The sequence below is a fragment of the Paenibacillus sp. cl6col genome (assembly GCF_900102125.1).
In the GTDB taxonomy this organism is placed as follows: domain Bacteria; phylum Bacillota; class Bacilli; order Paenibacillales; family Paenibacillaceae; genus Paenibacillus_B; species Paenibacillus_B suaedae.
The window spans coordinates 256,346-272,744 of record NZ_FNAZ01000005.1 but is presented as its reverse complement, the minus strand read 5'-3'; the positions used below and the strand labels follow the sequence as shown (position 1 = coordinate 272,744).

The 16,399-nt window shown below is 46.8% G+C and carries 14 protein-coding genes and 1 other RNA gene; 5 read left to right on the top strand and 10 right to left on the bottom strand.

Annotated features, from left to right (window positions below):
* Positions 1–3 precede the first annotated feature (3 nt).
* From BLS15_RS15610 to BLS15_RS15590, 5 genes are all read right to left on the bottom strand, one after another.
* Entirely contained in the window at positions 4–1,716 is a 1,713-nt protein-coding gene (locus tag BLS15_RS15610; RefSeq protein ID WP_090512382.1) for a stalk domain-containing protein, read from the bottom strand.
* A 21-nt stretch (positions 1,717–1,737) separates the two neighbouring features.
* Positions 1,738–3,789, bottom strand: a complete 2,052-nt coding sequence (locus tag BLS15_RS15605) for a FecR family protein (protein WP_175460784.1) — start codon at positions 3,787–3,789, stop codon at positions 1,738–1,740.
* A 92-nt stretch (positions 3,790–3,881) separates the two neighbouring features.
* Positions 3,882–5,738, bottom strand: a complete 1,857-nt coding sequence (locus BLS15_RS15600) for a CHASE2 domain-containing protein (RefSeq protein ID WP_021253215.1) — start codon at positions 5,736–5,738, stop codon at positions 3,882–3,884.
* Between the two features lie 263 nt (positions 5,739–6,001).
* Positions 6,002–6,235, bottom strand: a complete 234-nt coding sequence (locus BLS15_RS15595; protein ID WP_021253216.1) for a ferredoxin — start codon at positions 6,233–6,235, stop codon at positions 6,002–6,004.
* Positions 6,236–6,350: 115 nt separating this feature from the next.
* On the bottom strand, positions 6,351–7,658 hold the full coding sequence (locus BLS15_RS15590; RefSeq protein WP_021253217.1) for a DNA polymerase IV: 1,308 nt from the start codon (positions 7,656–7,658) through the stop codon (positions 6,351–6,353).
* Positions 7,659–7,947: 289 nt separating this feature from the next.
* Between BLS15_RS15590 and cimA the strand changes: the two genes are divergently transcribed.
* Complete coding sequence (gene cimA, locus BLS15_RS15585; protein WP_090512373.1) at positions 7,948–9,561, top strand: citramalate synthase; 1,614 nt, start codon at positions 7,948–7,950, stop codon at positions 9,559–9,561.
* A gap of 82 nt (positions 9,562–9,643) precedes the next feature.
* On the opposite strand, the gene BLS15_RS15580 is transcribed toward cimA, so the two are convergent.
* Entirely contained in the window at positions 9,644–10,192 is a 549-nt protein-coding gene (locus tag BLS15_RS15580; RefSeq protein WP_028533864.1) for a TlpA family protein disulfide reductase, read from the bottom strand.
* Positions 10,193–10,363: 171 nt separating this feature from the next.
* On the opposite strand from BLS15_RS15580, the gene BLS15_RS15575 reads away from it, so the two are divergent.
* The 3 genes from BLS15_RS15575 to BLS15_RS15565 all read left to right on the top strand — a co-directional run bounded on the left by BLS15_RS15575 (position 10,364) and on the right by BLS15_RS15565 (position 12,976).
* A complete protein-coding gene (locus BLS15_RS15575) occupies positions 10,364–11,572 on the top strand; it encodes an MFS transporter (RefSeq protein WP_021253220.1) in 1,209 nt (402 codons plus the stop codon).
* A 220-nt stretch (positions 11,573–11,792) separates the two neighbouring features.
* Positions 11,793–12,245: a helix-turn-helix domain-containing protein gene (locus BLS15_RS15570; protein WP_021253221.1), complete on the top strand. Its 453-nt coding sequence runs from the start codon at positions 11,793–11,795 to the stop codon at positions 12,243–12,245.
* 47 nt (positions 12,246–12,292) lie between these two features.
* Positions 12,293–12,976 (top strand): zinc metallopeptidase, encoded by a 684-nt coding sequence (locus tag BLS15_RS15565; RefSeq protein ID WP_021253222.1) that lies wholly within the window; start codon positions 12,293–12,295, stop codon positions 12,974–12,976.
* 94 nt (positions 12,977–13,070) lie between these two features.
* Here BLS15_RS15565 and BLS15_RS15560 read toward each other — a convergent pair whose 3' ends face one another.
* On the bottom strand, positions 13,071–14,015 hold the full coding sequence (locus BLS15_RS15560) for a glutamate biosynthesis transcriptional regulator GltC (protein WP_021253223.1): 945 nt from the start codon (positions 14,013–14,015) through the stop codon (positions 13,071–13,073).
* A gap of 117 nt (positions 14,016–14,132) precedes the next feature.
* Positions 14,133–14,726, bottom strand: coding sequence for a rhomboid family intramembrane serine protease (locus tag BLS15_RS15555; protein ID WP_021253224.1), 594 nt, complete (start codon positions 14,724–14,726; stop codon positions 14,133–14,135).
* 201 nt (positions 14,727–14,927) lie between these two features.
* On the opposite strand from BLS15_RS15555, the gene tpx reads away from it, so the two are divergent.
* On the top strand, positions 14,928–15,446 hold the full coding sequence (gene tpx / locus BLS15_RS15550) for a thiol peroxidase (RefSeq protein WP_021253225.1): 519 nt from the start codon (positions 14,928–14,930) through the stop codon (positions 15,444–15,446).
* A gap of 128 nt (positions 15,447–15,574) precedes the next feature.
* Here tpx and BLS15_RS15545 read toward each other — a convergent pair whose 3' ends face one another.
* Both BLS15_RS15545 and ssrS read right to left on the bottom strand, forming a co-directional pair.
* Positions 15,575–15,967 (bottom strand): DUF1499 domain-containing protein, encoded by a 393-nt coding sequence (locus tag BLS15_RS15545; protein ID WP_005546086.1) that lies wholly within the window; start codon positions 15,965–15,967, stop codon positions 15,575–15,577.
* 146 nt (positions 15,968–16,113) lie between these two features.
* A non-coding RNA gene (ssrS, locus tag BLS15_RS15540) (6S RNA) lies at positions 16,114–16,296 on the bottom strand.
* Positions 16,297–16,399: the final 103 nt, after the last annotated feature.

Below are 16,399 nucleotides of genomic sequence, written 5' to 3'. Positions count from 1 at the left end.
AACTTACTTAGCTGTAATTCGCTGTGGCGGCAAATACGAGCCTGTTGCCGCATAGCGCAGGAAGATTCGGTCTCTTACTACAACTGCTCGAGCTTCTGCAACCCACTGTACATCGAAGCCGAATTGTTCAGCTACGAATCGGACAGGTACTAGAATCCTGCCATTTTGGATAAATGGAGCTGCTGGCAGCTTCGAGACGGATGATGTGCCATTGTCTGTCACATTGACTTGACTGCTCCCCGGACGCAGATCGAAACTGCTATCTCCAAGCTGAAGAATCACACGCTTGTCTGCACGCCATACCGTCTTATACCCCAAGGTTTCAGATAGAATCCTCAGAGGCAAGTAGGTTCTATCATCTTTAATCATCGGCGCTGTATCCGAGTCCAGACGCAAGCGATTATAGACAAGCTGTACCTGGGATGCCCGCGACTGCCCCGAAGATCCCATAATTCCCTCTGGGAGTTCATAACGGCGAATGAGACGAATTGCATTGTTAAACGCATCCGTCACAGCGATTGACCCGTTCGCAAGTACAGCAACTGCTGTTGGCTCGTGTAGCTTGGCGTACGAGGTAATCCCGTCTACGTCGCCGCTCTTGCCAGCTTGTCCGCTTAGTGTAACGACCTCTCCCTTATATATATATCGGACAACATGGTTCCATCTATCAGCGACTACAATCCCATTTTCCTCCGTAATTGCAATTCCTGAAGGATTGTTGAATAACGATCCTGTAGCAGCGCCGTCGCGATATCCACCAGATGCATACAACACTTGCTGGACGTTCGGTGCTGTATAAGCTGCAGTTGAACTGCTCCCAGCAATGGTGGATACATTCCCCTGCTTCAAATCAATCACACGAATACGCTGATTTCCAGTATCCGCAACGGCTAACTTGCCATCACGCATCATTGCAATCCCACTTGGTTCATTGAACTTTGCCTCAGCGAGCTTGCCATCCTTATAATCTCCAGCTCCAGTTACAGCTCCGGGGGAATATTCGACGATTCGAGAAGAACGGGCCGTCAATGTCGTGACCGTACCATTGGCATCAATCCGTCGAATGACATGATTTAATGCATCAGCCACATAGATAGACCCGTCATCCGCTAATGCAATTGCACGCGGCGAATAAAAGCGCGCCTGCCCCGCTTCGCCATCCTTCCATCCAGGAATGCCATCGCCGGCTACAGTTGATACATTCCCATTTCGATCAATTTTACGAATAATATGATTGCCTGCATCAGCTACGTACAGATTCCCCTTCTTATCCGCTGCCATTCCAATCGGCTGATCGAATTGAGCTTGAACATCGTTCCCGTCTTTCCATCCCTTCGTATTCCTCATGCCTATTGTCGCCAATATCCGCCCATTTACGTCCAGTCGTCGGATGACCTGATTGCGTGTGTCTGCAACAACAACCGATTTCCCTTCGGATACAATTCCAGAAGGGAATTGCAGGCTCTCTTCTTGTTTTTTGGCCAGCGCGCTGCCTGATAAGTAAACCGTTTCGTACCAATGTGATGCAGTCTTCCATGCGCCCATCTCGATCGCTGGGGAAGTAAAGCGTTCAAATGCTTGCGTCTGATCAGAATTCTTGTTCAACGATGAGGCTGCTGCATAAACCTCGGCAGATGATGCCACCGATGCAGTACTCGCTATCAGCATAAAGGTGACGGCAAGGCGGAATTTCCCCGTTACTAGTCCTACTTTCATCTCCACTATCTCCTTCAATCTTTACGGAGTAACCTTAATCTCAAGTGGTTTCTCCATTTTATTGACTTGCAGCAGCGCACCTTTCTCATCATAGAAACGAACATTGGATAGTTCCAATGTAACTGGGTCTTTGCTGCCATCCTTTTTATAAGGCAGCTTAATGAGCGTGTCGTCACTGCTTAGCGTCACATGTCCAGTTTTAGTCATCATAATACGGTACGTAATCAAGTTGCCTGCCGTCACTACCGAATCCACACTATTGCTCGACTGATAATCTCCAGGGAGGTGTGCAATTCGAAATTTGCCCCCGCCATCACGATATGTATCCGGTTGACTCAGCAATTGAGCTTTGTCTATCTCAGCTCCAGCTACCTTGATTGTAAATTGCAGTGTTGCCGCTGGAATCGGTGATGTAAGTCGCTTCAGTACTGCCGACACAACGAAATCCTCATTTGGCTTGACTTGATCTACATTGGCAGCCAGTTCGAGAACATGCTCCTGTGGTTTTGGATCTGGTTTTGGATCTGGTTTTGGATCTGGGCCTGGGCCTGGGTCTGGCTTCGGATCCGGTTTTGGATCTGGCTTCGGATCTGGTTTGGTTGGGTCCGGCTTACTTGGATCTGGCGTATTCGGATTAGGATTCATTTTTCCACCCTGGGTATCGCCTTTATTTTTGTCCGCTTCCTGACAAACTCGGTTTTCGTACGCATTCTGGCATACTTCCAAGCGGGCATTTTGCAGATTTTCTTTAAATTGCTGTTTTGCATGCTCCGAACCAAGAGAGTCCTCGTAGTTCTTTTCTAATTTGGCCAGCTCTTCAAACTCCGCAGCCATCCGCTGCTCTTCAAGCGAGTGATTGCTTCCTTCCTTAGGAAGAGACACATTGTCTTGGAGCACTCCCAGCTTAACCTGTTCTTCAACATGCTTACGTATAAGAGACTGCTGCTGACCTTCCTCCTTTGTCAACATGAGCTTGGCTGTTTTCCATGGCAGTCCAGTCCGATTTGCCTCCTGTTCGGTCAGCTTGCCATGTTCAACCGCAGTACGGACCACATATGCAATAAAATCACTCACATTATGGGCTGCTCGAGTCTCAAACAGAATCGATTCACTCTTGCCGCTGTTCAAAATATCACCGATCATCTGAATGGATCCAATCGGCAGAATCCCACCGTATTTGCCCTGCAGCAAGCCATACGATCGAAGTGCATCACAAGAGCGCAACTGCTTTTGTACTGCTTCACACTTTTCCGCTAACCAATGAGTCCTCATCGCTTTATTCTCATCTTCTGCATCTGACGCACCCGCAATCATCGCCTGAACAATGGCCATGTCCCATTGATCCAGCAATGTTATCGCATCCGCATATCCATATTTCATTCCAATGCCCTGCTCAGATTCCGAGAACGCCGCAGTCTGTGCCGGAAATACATCATGATGGCCTATCGTTACGACCTTGCTTCTGCCGAATGTTGAATCCAGCTTCGCCCCTTGCCGATTGTTAAGAGAACCAGCATCGCTGCTTATCTTGATTGGGTACTCGGTACGTACCGTACCGGCTGTAACATACAACTGGGTCAGTCCATTGAACGGATGCACTTTAACCCCAAATTGTGTTCCGCGCACCGCCATAACAGTCGTCGGCGTCTCAAGGACGAACCGATCATCGATTCCCGCAATCGACTTTACCTTGGCAAATACAGAGCCAGCCCATACACCGATGCGTGTTTTTACACCGCCGTCCTTTTTTAGTTCTGTAAAACTAACATCTGCACTCGCCCCGATGGTCAGCTCATCATCTTTATCCCCACCGGCCAATTGAATAACAATGCGTGATTTATCTCCCGTGAGAAGACGATCACCTTGATTAATGCTCATCTTCTTGAACACTTGGATCGCCTTGTCCCCTCCTGCCTTCGTTACGTATACACTGCCCTTCCATTCCTTCACAACACCTACTCGTACAGCTTTGGCAGGAGCCTCTGCACCGTACACGGTTCCCCATGATCCAGTTCCAAATAGAGTGAAAAATACAACCATACAGGCGAGGCTGCTTTGCAACAAGCGATTCATTTGCATTCCTCCATGCTCTCCTTACATCACATATAATTCAGGTGTCAGACAACGTCAGCATGAACATACTGACGGGTCCCCTTCGTTCTGACTCATTCTCGTTCTGATAACACTTCATATGCCATTACTTCTTCGGACTTCCCCTTTAATTGGAGGGGTCCAATCTTTGCCAGGTCGAAGCGATTGCATATTCGCACGTACGTACCTTCCCCAACCACGATTTGCCCTGGTAAAGCCCTTGATTCTAAGCGTGAAGCCACATTGACGCTATCTCCAATCGCCGTGTAGTCCAAGCGTAGCTTCTCTGAACCAACATTGCCCACAATCGCTTCCCCACTCTGAATGCCAATGCCGATCCCAAATCGATCACTAAGCTCAATACCTTCCGCTAGCCGTGCACGCAATTCCTCAGCACAGCGCTGAAGCTCTAATGCGGCACGCACTGCATGATCCGCATGATTATCAAGGTGATATGGAGCTCCGAAGATCGCCATAACGCCATCACCCATAAATTTATCTAATGTCCCATTGTGCTTAAATATCGTGTCAGCGCACAGATGCAAATATTGATTCAAGAGCTGAAGCGTTGACTCCGGTGCCAATCGTTCTGACAATGGGGTAAATCCTCTAACATCAATGAACATCACTGTAATATCCGTGCGTACCCCACCTGCCTTAACAGGCTCATGTGATTCCAACAGCTTCGTTACTACGGAGGGTGATACATATCTGCCGAATAGATCTTCAACATGCTGTCTTGCTCTCCGTTCCTCCCGACCACGGTAAGCGACAATGAGAATATAAGAAGCCCCCATTCCACACAATTCGGTAAAGTAAGGAATGAAGACAGAGCCGCTCTCGTAAATCCCAATCCATATGAGCGTAAATAGCAAGACGATGCCTATAGTAGCTGCTGCCCCTCGAATTCCCCGAATTCGCGATGCACTCCAGACTACGGCACCAATGCCAATGAACAAGGCAAGAACGTTCCATGCGATTGGCGCTTCCTTATAGAAGCGGCCTTCTACCAGGGATTGAACCATATTCGCGTGAATCTCAACACCATACAATGTCATGGATCGACTAAGCGGTGTCATATGCCGGTCGCTCAAAGACGCAGCATATGGACCTATCAGCACGACAGAATCCTTATAATAAGAAGGATCAACCGTGCCATTCCATACATCAGCGAATGACTGACGGTCATATCCGTCCACGTCCTCCTCACTGCTTCCATATATAGAAGAGAAATAATCAAAAGCAGCTTGCCCACGATCATCAGTTGGAATTCGCTTTGCTCCTCTATACCATGTTCCACTTGTCTCATCCCATGAAATCTGTTCATTTTCCGGCAGCAGCTGATTCGCCGCTAAAATATCAATCGAGGGAATCATACTTCCCCGCTCATCCGGAATGCCAAGACAGATTTTGCGGATAACACCATCTCCATCAGGCAGTACATTCACATGTCCAAGCTGACTTTCACCAATTTGAATGGAGGATGGAGGCCGTTCCACACTTTCCGCCCGGAGAGAATCCGCATGTTCCTGTAAGGGAAGAAGGGATACTTGCACGGGCAAATAAATGGTTGGATATGTATTCAATTGCTCAGATAAGGTTCGGTCGTCCCTCTCATTCTGGGAAGGATCTAGCATAAGTATATCGATGATGACCGCCCTAGCTCCAGCCTTCATCAACTTCGCGCTTAATTCAGCATAATGGGATCGTGGCCATGGGAAAGAGCCCATCTGTGCCAAGGAAGGCTCATCAATCGTAATCATCTTAATTCGATCATCTGGTTGGCGTTCTTCAATACTCTTCGTACGCAAGGCATCACGAAATGCCTGCTCTGCCATATGAAACACGCCGCCTGTCCCATTACTGTACCCATATACCGTAACCATCGTCAGTATCATAACAACCAATGACGGGACGGCAAATTTTTTCATTTCGATATCACCTGCTTCATTTGAAGGCATGAACCCATATATTGAGAATTACAGTTTGATATACTCTGCTATATTTAATCTATCATATTGTATGAGCGTATACGATGATATGGGCAATTTCAAGTTGAATTTTGTCGAATTTTGCGAATTTTTGCTTTGACGCAGTAATTAGATGGGGTGAGCAGATATAATAAAATCCCCGCGGGAGGCGCGGGGATCGTGTAGGTATTCTCTCTCTATGTGAGTATACAGCTTGCAGTAGGTTAGTTAAATGGTGCGTCCGCAATCTTAATAGAATCTGTTGGGCAGCCATCTGCAGCATCTTGCAGATCGTCGAACAGATCGTCAGGGATAGCGGTTACCCCTTGGTTGTTATCACCTTCATAAATAACTTCTGCGATACCTTCATCGTCGTAGTCGTAAATGTCAGGTGCAGTAGCTCCACATGCGCCACAAGCGATGCATGTGTCTTTATCAACCCAAGTATATTTTGCCATTGGTTAGTTCCCTCCTGTAATGTTACAGATCTTCTTGGTTCCTCCGTTATCAATATAATACAAACAAGCTTGGAATTCAAACGATTTCCAACTTTTTTAAATGATTTGGAAATTATTATTCGTCGCCTGATTCATGCAGCGTATCCGTCTGGAGTGAAGTCCCTCGTACACGATGGTTGCGAAGCAATGAGGATGGATCATCCCCTATCATTCCTAACGTAACAATCGCATTCTCTCCATATTTATCTCGAATCCGATCCATCGTCTCTATCAATTGCTCCCGCTTCGGCTGCCGCTCGAAGTCGAACAGATCCAACTGAACGGCTGCCTCTTGCTTCGGTACTAGATTTTGACCCGTAATCCCCAGCAGTCGAATAGGGCTGCCTGAAGTCCAATGTCGTTCATAGAGCTTCCATGCTTCATCCAACAAGATGTCCGCATCATCTGTCGGCCCTTGAAGCGTGCTCGACCTCGTAATCGTCTTCATTTCCGGATTACGAATCGTAAGCTGCACCGTTTGCGCCATCAACTTCTGCTTCCTGATCCGACGAGCAACTTGATCAGCCAAGTTCAGCAGAACCCTTCTTACTTCTTCCTTCGATTCCACATCCCTAGGCAAAGTGGTCGTATGACCGATCGATTTGCTCTGTTCGCGTTCCGCCTTCACCTGCCCGTCATCCAAACCATGTGCCGCCTGCTTCATCCAATGTCCCTGTATGCCAAATAAAGAAACAAGTCTCCCCTCATCAGCATGGGCAAGCTCTCCGATGGTTCGTATTCCTGCCCGTGACAGCTTATCTGCAGTCTTCCGCCCAATGCCGAACAACTCCCCGCATGGCCTGTGCCACAATTGCTGAGGTACATCTCGGATTCGAAGGATCGTTATGCCGTTTGGCTTCTTCATATCAGAGGCCATCTTCGCCAGCAGCTTATTAGGCGCGACACCTATAGAGCAAGGCAAACTTAATTCTTCCCGGATTCGTGTCTGAAGTTCATTCGCGATATCGAGCGGTGTTCCGAATATTTTGGATCCAGTAATATCCATATAACACTCATCAATCGATACCACTTCCACCAGTGGGGTATAGCTGCGTGCAATGTCTATAAAGGCTCTCGAGTACTTCCGATATAAATAAAAATCTGGACGAATGACAATCAAGTGAGGACATAGCCGCATCGCCTGCTTTACATGCATTCCTGTTCGAATACCAAGCTTACGGGCTGCATAAGAACAAGTAACAATGATCCCCTTGCGCAATTCCATACTTCCTGCAACTGCTGTTGGCTTCCCCAGATACTTCTCCGGCTCCTCTGCGGCATGTACAGAGCAATAGAAGGCATTCATATCGAGATGCAGAATGACGCGACCCTTGGTCGGATAATATTGTTGTATGTTATCACGCGAGGTTTCGTTCTCGTTCATACACTGTCCTCCTTCCTAACATATTAATGATACCTCTCATCCATAATTTAATTGTAAAATATATACAGATTCGTTAATCGATCAATTCATCTATTCGAACAATTGTTCTTCCTAATTCTTAAGCTTACCGATATCTCTGATCGGTTGCAAGCCTCATTCAAGACTCCCGTTGGAAAAAAAACAGTGATTCATTTATGAAAATACGTCTATACAAGCAAAAAAGCAGTGCTATAATAGGGAAATAGTTATTTCCATATTCATCCTTGCAAAACTGAAGGAGGTTCCGAGAATGTCGAAAGTCATTTCTATTTTTGACACTACACTTCGCGACGGCACCCAAGGCGAAGGGATTAGCTTGTCTGCAGACGATAAGATCAAGATCGCGCGCAAACTTGATGCGCTTGGCGTCACATACATTGAAGGCGGCATTCCAGGCAGCAATGGCAAGGATATAGAATTTTTCAAACGAGTAGCGGCATATTCATGGAATGCGAAGCTAACAGCATTCGGCAGCACTCGCCGCAAAGACTCAATGGCCGAACAGGATTCGAACCTTAATCGGATAATCGAAGCGAACGTTCCTGCCGCAACGCTTGTCGGGAAGTCATGGGACTTCCACGTACACACTGCGCTGCAAACTACGCTGGATGAGAACCTAGCTATGATCTATGATTCCATCGCCTATCTGAAGCGAGCAGGGCTTGAAGTCATGTTGGATGCTGAGCACTTCTTCGACGGATACAAGAACAATACAGAATATGCGCTTGCTGTACTACGCAAGGCGCAAGAAGCCGGAGTTGATTGGGTCGTTATGTGCGATACGAATGGCGGAACGCTTCCTGGCGAGATCGGCAGTATTATTCGTGACGTACACAATCACGTCCAAGTGAAGCTCGGCATTCATACTCATAATGATTGTGAGCTTGCTGTAGCGAACACACTTGCTGCGGTAGAGGCGGGTGTTACCCAAGTGCAGGGCACCATTAACGGATATGGCGAGAGATGCGGCAATGCCAATTTGTGCTCGATCATCCCAACACTTCAATTGAAGATGGGCTATTCTTGTATTGACGCAGAGCAACTACAATCGTTGACACCTGCTGCACGCTATATCAGCGAAATTGCCAACGTCACGATGCCTGTGAATCAGCCTTATGTCGGCAATGCAGCCTTCGCCCACAAGGGTGGAATCCACGTGTCCGCGATTATGAAGGATGCCCGTACCTACGAGCATATCGTGCCTGAGCTGGTTGGCAACAAGCAGCGAATTCTCGTCTCAGAACTAGCAGGGCAGAGCAATGTACTATCCAAAGCACAACAATTGGGCTATGAGCTTGACCCTACGAAGCCTGAAACGAGGGCCATTATGGAGAAAATCAAGGAGCTTGAGCATCAGGGATATCAATTCGAAGGTGCTGACGCTTCGTTGGAGCTGTTGTTGCGCCAGGCTACAGGTCAAGCCGAAGCTCCATTTACATTCGAATCTTTCAAAATACTAGTTGAAAAATCTTCATTACGCTCCGTTGTATCGGAAGCGATTGTGAAGCTGCAAATTGATGACGAGTCGATCTACATGGCTGCAGAAGGCAACGGTCCTGTGAACGCTCTCGACAGCGCATTGCGCAAAGCACTGAGCCGTCACTACCCTTCCATCGCCGACATGCACCTCACCGATTACAAGGTAAGGGTGCTCGATGAGAATAATACGACGGCTGCCAAGGTACGCGTGCTTATCGAATCAACAGACTCGCGCAATACGTGGAGTACGGTTGGCGTCTCCAGCAACGTCATCGAAGCGAGCTGGGAAGCACTTATTGACAGTATTCGTTATGCACTCATCGGTCAAGAGAAAGTCGCTACATCCGCTGAACGCAAAGAACAAGTCGGACTCGTCAATCACTAATAAAATGCGATATATCCGGAATACGAAAACAGCCATAACCACTTTAACGAAGAGGTTACGGCTGTTTTCATTTTTCGTTTTTCTATTCCTCTATGACTTGTTGAATCGCTTTTTCTAATTCAGCTGGAGGTCTTATGCCATCGTAACGCTGCCGGATTACCCCATTCTTATCCAGCAATACATTGGTAGGAAATCCAATTCCGTTATACGCCTTGAAAGCTTTCCCCGCGGTATCCAAGAGCACTGGATTCGTGAATCCAAAGGCAGACACGAATTCTTTGGCTCCTTCCTCCGTATCATGAGCGGTCACATTGATCGATACCATCAACAGCTTATCCTTGTATTTATCATGCAGCTTCACTAAATCAGGTGCCTCTGCCTTGCATGGATCGCACCATGAAGCCCAGAAGTTTACAAAAATCGGCTTATCCTGCTTGCCACCAACTGTAATCGGATTCTGACCGCCAAGCACATCCAGTGATATGGACGGTGCTAACTGCCCTACTTGTCCGCCAATCTTAGTCGGTGTGTCATTCATGGAAGCGGTAGTGTCTGACTTATCGTAATTGTTCCATATCGCGATTCCAATGAGCGCAACACTCACTACAAGCAATATTAGACTTTTTTTCATTCTTGATTCTCCTTGTTCGCGTCTTGTTCCGTGTTCATATTGTACCCTTTTTCCAGCAAAAATACGATTCCCCACAATAGCTTTCTGAGCAAACTTACGTATGCCAACCTAATTATGCGGGCACAGTAACGAATAATTGAAATATGACTACTCGCGAAGGAAAGATGATATATGGCATCTCAACAATCAAGGCCATTATGGATTGAATATGCAGCGTTAGCAACTGTCCCGCTTGTTATGGTATTGGGCAATTCCATGCTCGTGCCCATTCTGCCCGAGGTGAAGCGCAATCTCGGATTAACTTCCCTGCAGACAAGCTTCATCATCACCTTGTTCTCACTGTCTGCCGCCATTATTATCCCGGTCGCTGGATACTTATCCGATCGCTATGGCCGCAAGAAGATTATCATACCTGGTCTTCTCATCTATGGGATTGCCGGGGTGTTCACCGGCCTTGGCGCGTTGTGGAACTCCTATCCACTGCTCATTAGTTCACGAGCAGTTCAAGGCTTGGGTGCAGCAGGAACTGCACCTATCGCCATGGCCCTCGTAGGGGATTTGTATAAGGATGCCGAAGAGAGCAAAGCCATGGGCTTAATTGAAGCATCGAACGGAGCTGGCAAAGTTATTAGTCCGATTCTTGGCGCTGCGCTTGCTCTCTGGACATGGACCGCTCCTTTTTTTGCATTCCCATGTTTTTGCGCGCTCTCGCTTGTGGCCATTATCTGGCTCATTAAAGAGCCCAAACGCCAAAAGGAGCCAACCCCACTCAAAACTTATTTGCATAATGTCGGCTCCATATTTAAGAAAATGGGACGATGGCTCATCCCCGCATTTTTTGCAGGGTCGCTCGCCTTATTCATTTTGTTTGGCATTTTGATTTATCTATCCGATATATTAGAGGAAAAGCCGTATTCCATCCAAGGCGTTGTGAAGGGTCTTGTACTGGCAATCCCTTTGCTTGGCATCGTAACGACTGCATTTATCACAGGCAGCGTAATCAAGAAGAACGGCATACTTATCCGGCGAATGATGATCATCGGGCTTGTTCTTATGTCTCTGTCATTGGGACTCACCATTATGTTCCATAAGCAGGTCTATTGGTTCATTGCGTTAATTACAATAAGTAGTATAGGTACTGGCATGCTGCTGCCTTGTCTCAATACGATGATTACGGGCAGCGTGGAGAAGGCTGAGCGCGGCATGATTACATCGCTATACAGCAGCCTGCGATTTTTCGGCGTAGCCCTGGGTCCTCCCCTGTTCACTTGGATGATGAGCAAGTCACATCAGATCATTTTTATCTCGGTGACAGCTCTATCCATCATTGCCCTTGTACTCGTCTGTCTCTTTATTAAGCCGGATGCGAAGGTTCAATGATCATTCCCATCATCCCCTAAATAAGATAAGCGAAGTCTCGGAGCGGACACCATTCTATGGCCGCTCCTTTCTGCCATTTCTCGCTAAGTTGAACCCTGCTCCAGGAAAGAATGTAAATTGTCATATTAATGCCATGTTCAAACAGAAATTTTAGAACCATAACGTTTGACTGTATGGTTTGCAATCTTGTATCATAGAATGAATAAGTGAGGTGATGACGATGGGGGCTACTAACAAGTTAATACGAATCGGAGAGCTGGCACGCGCCGCGAATGTAAGTCAACGAACGATTGACTATTACACGACGATAGGCCTGATTGAACCGGTGAAGCGCACAAATACAAACTATCGTCTGTACAGTCATGAAACGATTGAACGAATCGAACGTATTAATCAATTAAAACAAGAAAAGTATAGTCTCGATGAAATCAAGCTTTACTTCTCGCAATTGAACAGCGTGACTGCAGAACGTGAATTGGAAGAACGACTTACCGAATTGCAAATCCATTTGCAAAAGCTCGAACGTGAAGCAAAAGAGCTCAGCCCAATGCTGGATAAGCTCAAACCAACACAAGCGCAGTCATTGTTCAATCGTCTCGCAGCTCAAAGCGCGGCTTGTGTAGAGGTACTGCTCACATTGATCGATAAGGGCAACAATCACTTTATGATGTAAGTTAGATTGCTGCTTGACCGTACTCTTGATGTTTAGGAGGTTTGTACATGCTATTTTTTCACCCGATGGATTTCTTGATTCTAATCGCTTTTGGGCTCTCAATTTGGGCGCAGTTCCGCGTTAAAGGAACCTTTCAACGCTTTGCTCAAGTAAGAGCAATGAGTGGTCTAACTGGTTACGAGGCAGCGCGCCGCATGCTGGACGCGAATGGCCTGCATGATGTTCCAATCGAGCCGATTCAAGGTGCGCTTACTGACCATTACGACCCGATTAACCGTGTTGTACGTTTGTCCGAACCCGTATATTATGAGAACTCAATCTCTGCAATCTCAGTAGCATGCCATGAAATCGGCCATGCGATTCAGCACCAGCAGTCCTATCCGATGCTTGTTCTGCGCCATCGCATGTTCCCATTAGTTAATTTCTCATCTGGTATTGCGCCTTTCATGTTGATCGCAGGCTTCCTCTTCCAATGGAGCAATTTGATTCTGTTAGGGATTATTTTCTTCTCTGCAGCGGTATTGTTCCAGCTTGTTACCTTGCCAGTTGAGTTCGATGCAAGCAGACGTGCACGCGATCTGATGATCGCTGAAGGATTCGTAACGAACGAAGAAGAGCGTGGCGTAGCGAAGGTTCTTAACGCAGCGGCATTAACCTACGTTGCAGCAGCTGCCATTTCTGTACTGGAACTATTGAAGTACATTATGATCTTTACAAATCGCAACGACTAATCTCGAACGTGAGCCATTGATCCAAGAATCGAAGAGCCCCATTCCTATGCGGATACGCATGGAATGGGGCTCTTCTGTATCATGACAAGCCTATTTATGATGAGCTAGCAGAAGATGAAGCCGCCGCTGTTTTAGCTAGTTGCTGTAAGTCGTGCTGAGCAAAATATTGAAGTAAAAAGGCATGGAATGTATGCGCGACAAGAGGCAATTTCTCCCCTGATCGGCGTATGATGCCTATTGTTCTCGTTACTTCCGGCTTTACAACCCGAACTCTGGCAGGCTGAAGCTCAGAAGTATGTTGAAGCGCCATGTCCGGCAATAAACTCACTCCCATACCAGCAGCGACAAGTCCCCTTATGGTTTCAGTCTCCTCACCTTCGAAGCCAATACGCGGCGTAAAGCCCGCTTCGATGCAAGCATCCCATACAATGGGACGTAGGGAATACCCTGGACTAAACAGAACAAAAGTATCTTCTTTCAGCTGCGTCAATGTGATTTCTTGTTCATTCGACAACGGGTGATTTGGCGGCAAGATTGCAAACAATTCCTCGGTCAACACAATCTCTCCGGTTACATGCTCACACTCCTTCGGGAAAGGAGAAATGAACGCGAGATCCACTTCGCCGGATACGATATCCCGGATTAGTGACGGATACATGCCTTGCTTGAAACGAAACTTTACATTCGGATGACGCTTGCGGAATTCTGCTACGATGCTAGGAATGAGATGCACACCTAGACTATGGGGGAACCCAATCCGAACTTCCCCCAACTCTGGATCCATAAACTCTTGCACTTCTTGAATCGATCGCTCAAGATCCTTCAAGATTTCCTCCGCCCGCTTGCAGAACAATTGACCAACAGGTGTTAACTGAAGGTTCCGTCCCTTCTGAAGGAACAACTTAACGCCTAGTTCTTCCTCTAGTTGATGGATTTGCCGGCTGACGGCGGATTGCGCCACATGCAGTTCTTCAGCAGCTTGCGTGACATGCTCTTTTTGCGCCACTTTCACAAAGTAGTGCAATTGCCTAAGTTCCACGACTTCTCGCTCCGTTCTGTCAATTATGCTATTTCATCAATTTCATTTTCTACCTGCAATTCAAGAGGAGTGCATCACTACCCTCTAGACAAGAACTGTATGATATGCAAGCTCTGCTCACCGGATAAGCCTTAATACACCATACACGACAAATCCAGCGGCTAAGCCACCCAAATGGGCACTCCAGCTGATGCCTTGAATGACAAAGGATTGAACAATACCAATCCCTAATATTATAAGCAATGTTCGACGGGATGCCTCATCAAGTGTCTGACGCCGGAACAGGGCAATAAACAAATAGGCTCCGTAAATGCCGTATATTGCACCTGATGCTCCAACCGCAAGTGTCCCCCATTCCGATAGCCACAGTGCAGTCGCATTTCCTAGCAATCCACTTATGACATACAGGACGGCATACTTGAACGATCCCATCATCTGTTCGAGCGGCGGTGCAAAGACAAATAAGGCGAACATATTAAACAGCAAATGCTCAAACCCACCATGCAGGAACATGGCAGCGGCAATGCGCCATGTTTCCTTATTGAACGGCTCTACCTTCCAGATTGCCCCATGTCGAAATAGATTTTCACCATTTGTACCACCACTAGCCATCAGCACGATAAACATCACGATATTGGCGATGATAAGCAGCGTTGTAATCGGGTAGCTTTTGACATAGGTGCGCCAATTCTCGTACCGAATAAAAATCATCGAGTCTCTCCTCACTTTCACCTGCCAGTTCACATTCATAGGCGTACTTACCCCAACCATGTAATCGGCTACTCGGAATCATTCTCAATCGTGTAGCGAATTCATCACGAAGCGACATTGGACAACCTTATGTGCAAACCGTATAATGGACAATAGGTTTACCAATTATGTGCATGATATGTAAGAAGGAGGCTACCAACCATGTCCGCAGAACGTACAGGTGTGGCAACATTAAAAGGAAATCCTATCACATTGATCGGCCCTGAACTTAAAGTAGGCGATAAAGCGCCTGAATTCCAATTGAATAAATCGCTTGTTGATGTAGTTGGGCTTGAACAATTCGCTGGTAAAGTAAAATTGATCAGTGTAATCCCATCCATCGATACAGGTGTATGCGATGCGCAGACGCGCCGCTTTAACGAGGAAGCTTCCAAGCTTGGCGACAAAGCCGCAATTATTACCGTGAGTGTTGACCTCCCAATGGCACAAGCTCGCTGGTGTGGAGCTGCCGGTGTGGACAATGTAGTCATGCTGTCTGACTACAAGGACAACAACTTCGGCAAATCTTACGGTGTGCTGATTAAGGAATTACACCTAGATATGCGCTCCATCTTCGTAGTGGATGCCGATAATACGATCCGTTATGTTGAATATGTTAGCGAGATGACAGAGCACCCTAGTTATGAGCAAGCATTGGCTGCTGTCCAAGCGCTTCTGTAACACCGCGACACAAATCAACTAGAGTAAAAGCGAGAGAAGAGTGAAGGCTCCTCTCTCGCTTCATGATCCTATCAACGAGTATTCATATATCGCCCTACGGCGCCCGCTACTACCTTCACTTCCGCTCATTAGCTATTCATTTTGTAAGATGCCAACTTCTTGTCCAATATGGCATACAAATCAAGAATAACACGATAGTTAGCTCCAAAATCACCAAGTCCACCGCGAGACGCGGAATAAATATCTATTGCGGTCTTGTTTGGTCCTACGTTAATGACAGATACGGTTATATCCATCGTCCGCCCCGTCATTGTTCTCTTCTCTAGCGTAATCTCGCCTACAGAAGACACCTCATGCAACACTTTGTACCCTTGAATTTTCTTTAGCGTGGATGTAACTTCTCCCCAAGCTTTCTCTCGGGACATTTGATAATAATGCGTTTTCAATTTAGGGTCCTTTGCACGATCGCCGCTCGATTCAAAACTGCGAACGATACCGACCAGTACACGTTTGAGTGACAAGAGTGTGTTCCTCCTTTTTCTAGACAGCCGATGCTCACTTATCTATAGTGTAACATTGTTCGTAAGGATACGAAAGAGGATTTACATAGAAAAAGAAAACACCTCCTCCCATGAAGTCATTCACGAAAGAAGGTGATTCGTTAGAAAGAAAACCCGCCTATGCCGTTCAGCTCCTATGCTTCTGAACCCGCTCTCGCAGGTGGGTGCTCGCATAAGTACGTTTGACTTCCCTTCGGAGAGGGCTTGCCAGCGATACTTAGATGTTGAACTCCCTAGAAACAAACATTGGTTCAAAACAACGTAAGCCTACACGTACATCGCAGGATGTATTGTTTATTATACTGTGTTGTTCACGTATTGTAAACCTTGCGCCTTGCGTATTTCTTACCACTCAGTAGCGGATAAGCTCTTAAAAAGCTACCCAAACATTCT

What these genes read in the sequence shown, in the direction of transcription:
- BLS15_RS15610 (WP_090512382.1), bottom strand. Translation starts at nt 1,716, where the DNA reads ATGAAAGTAGGACTAGTAACGGGGAAATTCCGCCTTGCCGTCACCTTT.
- BLS15_RS15605 (WP_175460784.1), bottom strand. Translation starts at nt 3,789, where the DNA reads ATGAATCGCTTGTTGCAAAGCAGCCTCGCCTGTATGGTTGTATTTTTC.
- BLS15_RS15600 (WP_021253215.1), bottom strand. Translation starts at nt 5,738, where the DNA reads ATGAAAAAATTTGCCGTCCCGTCATTGGTTGTTATGATACTGACGATG.
- BLS15_RS15595 (WP_021253216.1), bottom strand. Translation starts at nt 6,235, where the DNA reads ATGGCAAAATATACTTGGGTTGATAAAGACACATGCATCGCTTGTGGC.
- BLS15_RS15590 (WP_021253217.1), bottom strand. Translation starts at nt 7,658, where the DNA reads ATGAACGAGAACGAAACCTCGCGTGATAACATACAACAATATTATCCG.
- cimA (WP_090512373.1), top strand. Translation starts at nt 7,948, where the DNA reads ATGTCGAAAGTCATTTCTATTTTTGACACTACACTTCGCGACGGCACC.
- BLS15_RS15580 (WP_028533864.1), bottom strand. Translation starts at nt 10,192, where the DNA reads ATGAAAAAAAGTCTAATATTGCTTGTAGTGAGTGTTGCGCTCATTGGA.
- BLS15_RS15575 (WP_021253220.1), top strand. Translation starts at nt 10,364, where the DNA reads ATGGCATCTCAACAATCAAGGCCATTATGGATTGAATATGCAGCGTTA.
- BLS15_RS15570 (WP_021253221.1), top strand. Translation starts at nt 11,793, where the DNA reads ATGGGGGCTACTAACAAGTTAATACGAATCGGAGAGCTGGCACGCGCC.
- BLS15_RS15565 (WP_021253222.1), top strand. Translation starts at nt 12,293, where the DNA reads ATGCTATTTTTTCACCCGATGGATTTCTTGATTCTAATCGCTTTTGGG.
- BLS15_RS15555 (WP_021253224.1), bottom strand. Translation starts at nt 14,726, where the DNA reads ATGATTTTTATTCGGTACGAGAATTGGCGCACCTATGTCAAAAGCTAC.
- tpx (WP_021253225.1), top strand. Translation starts at nt 14,928, where the DNA reads ATGTCCGCAGAACGTACAGGTGTGGCAACATTAAAAGGAAATCCTATC.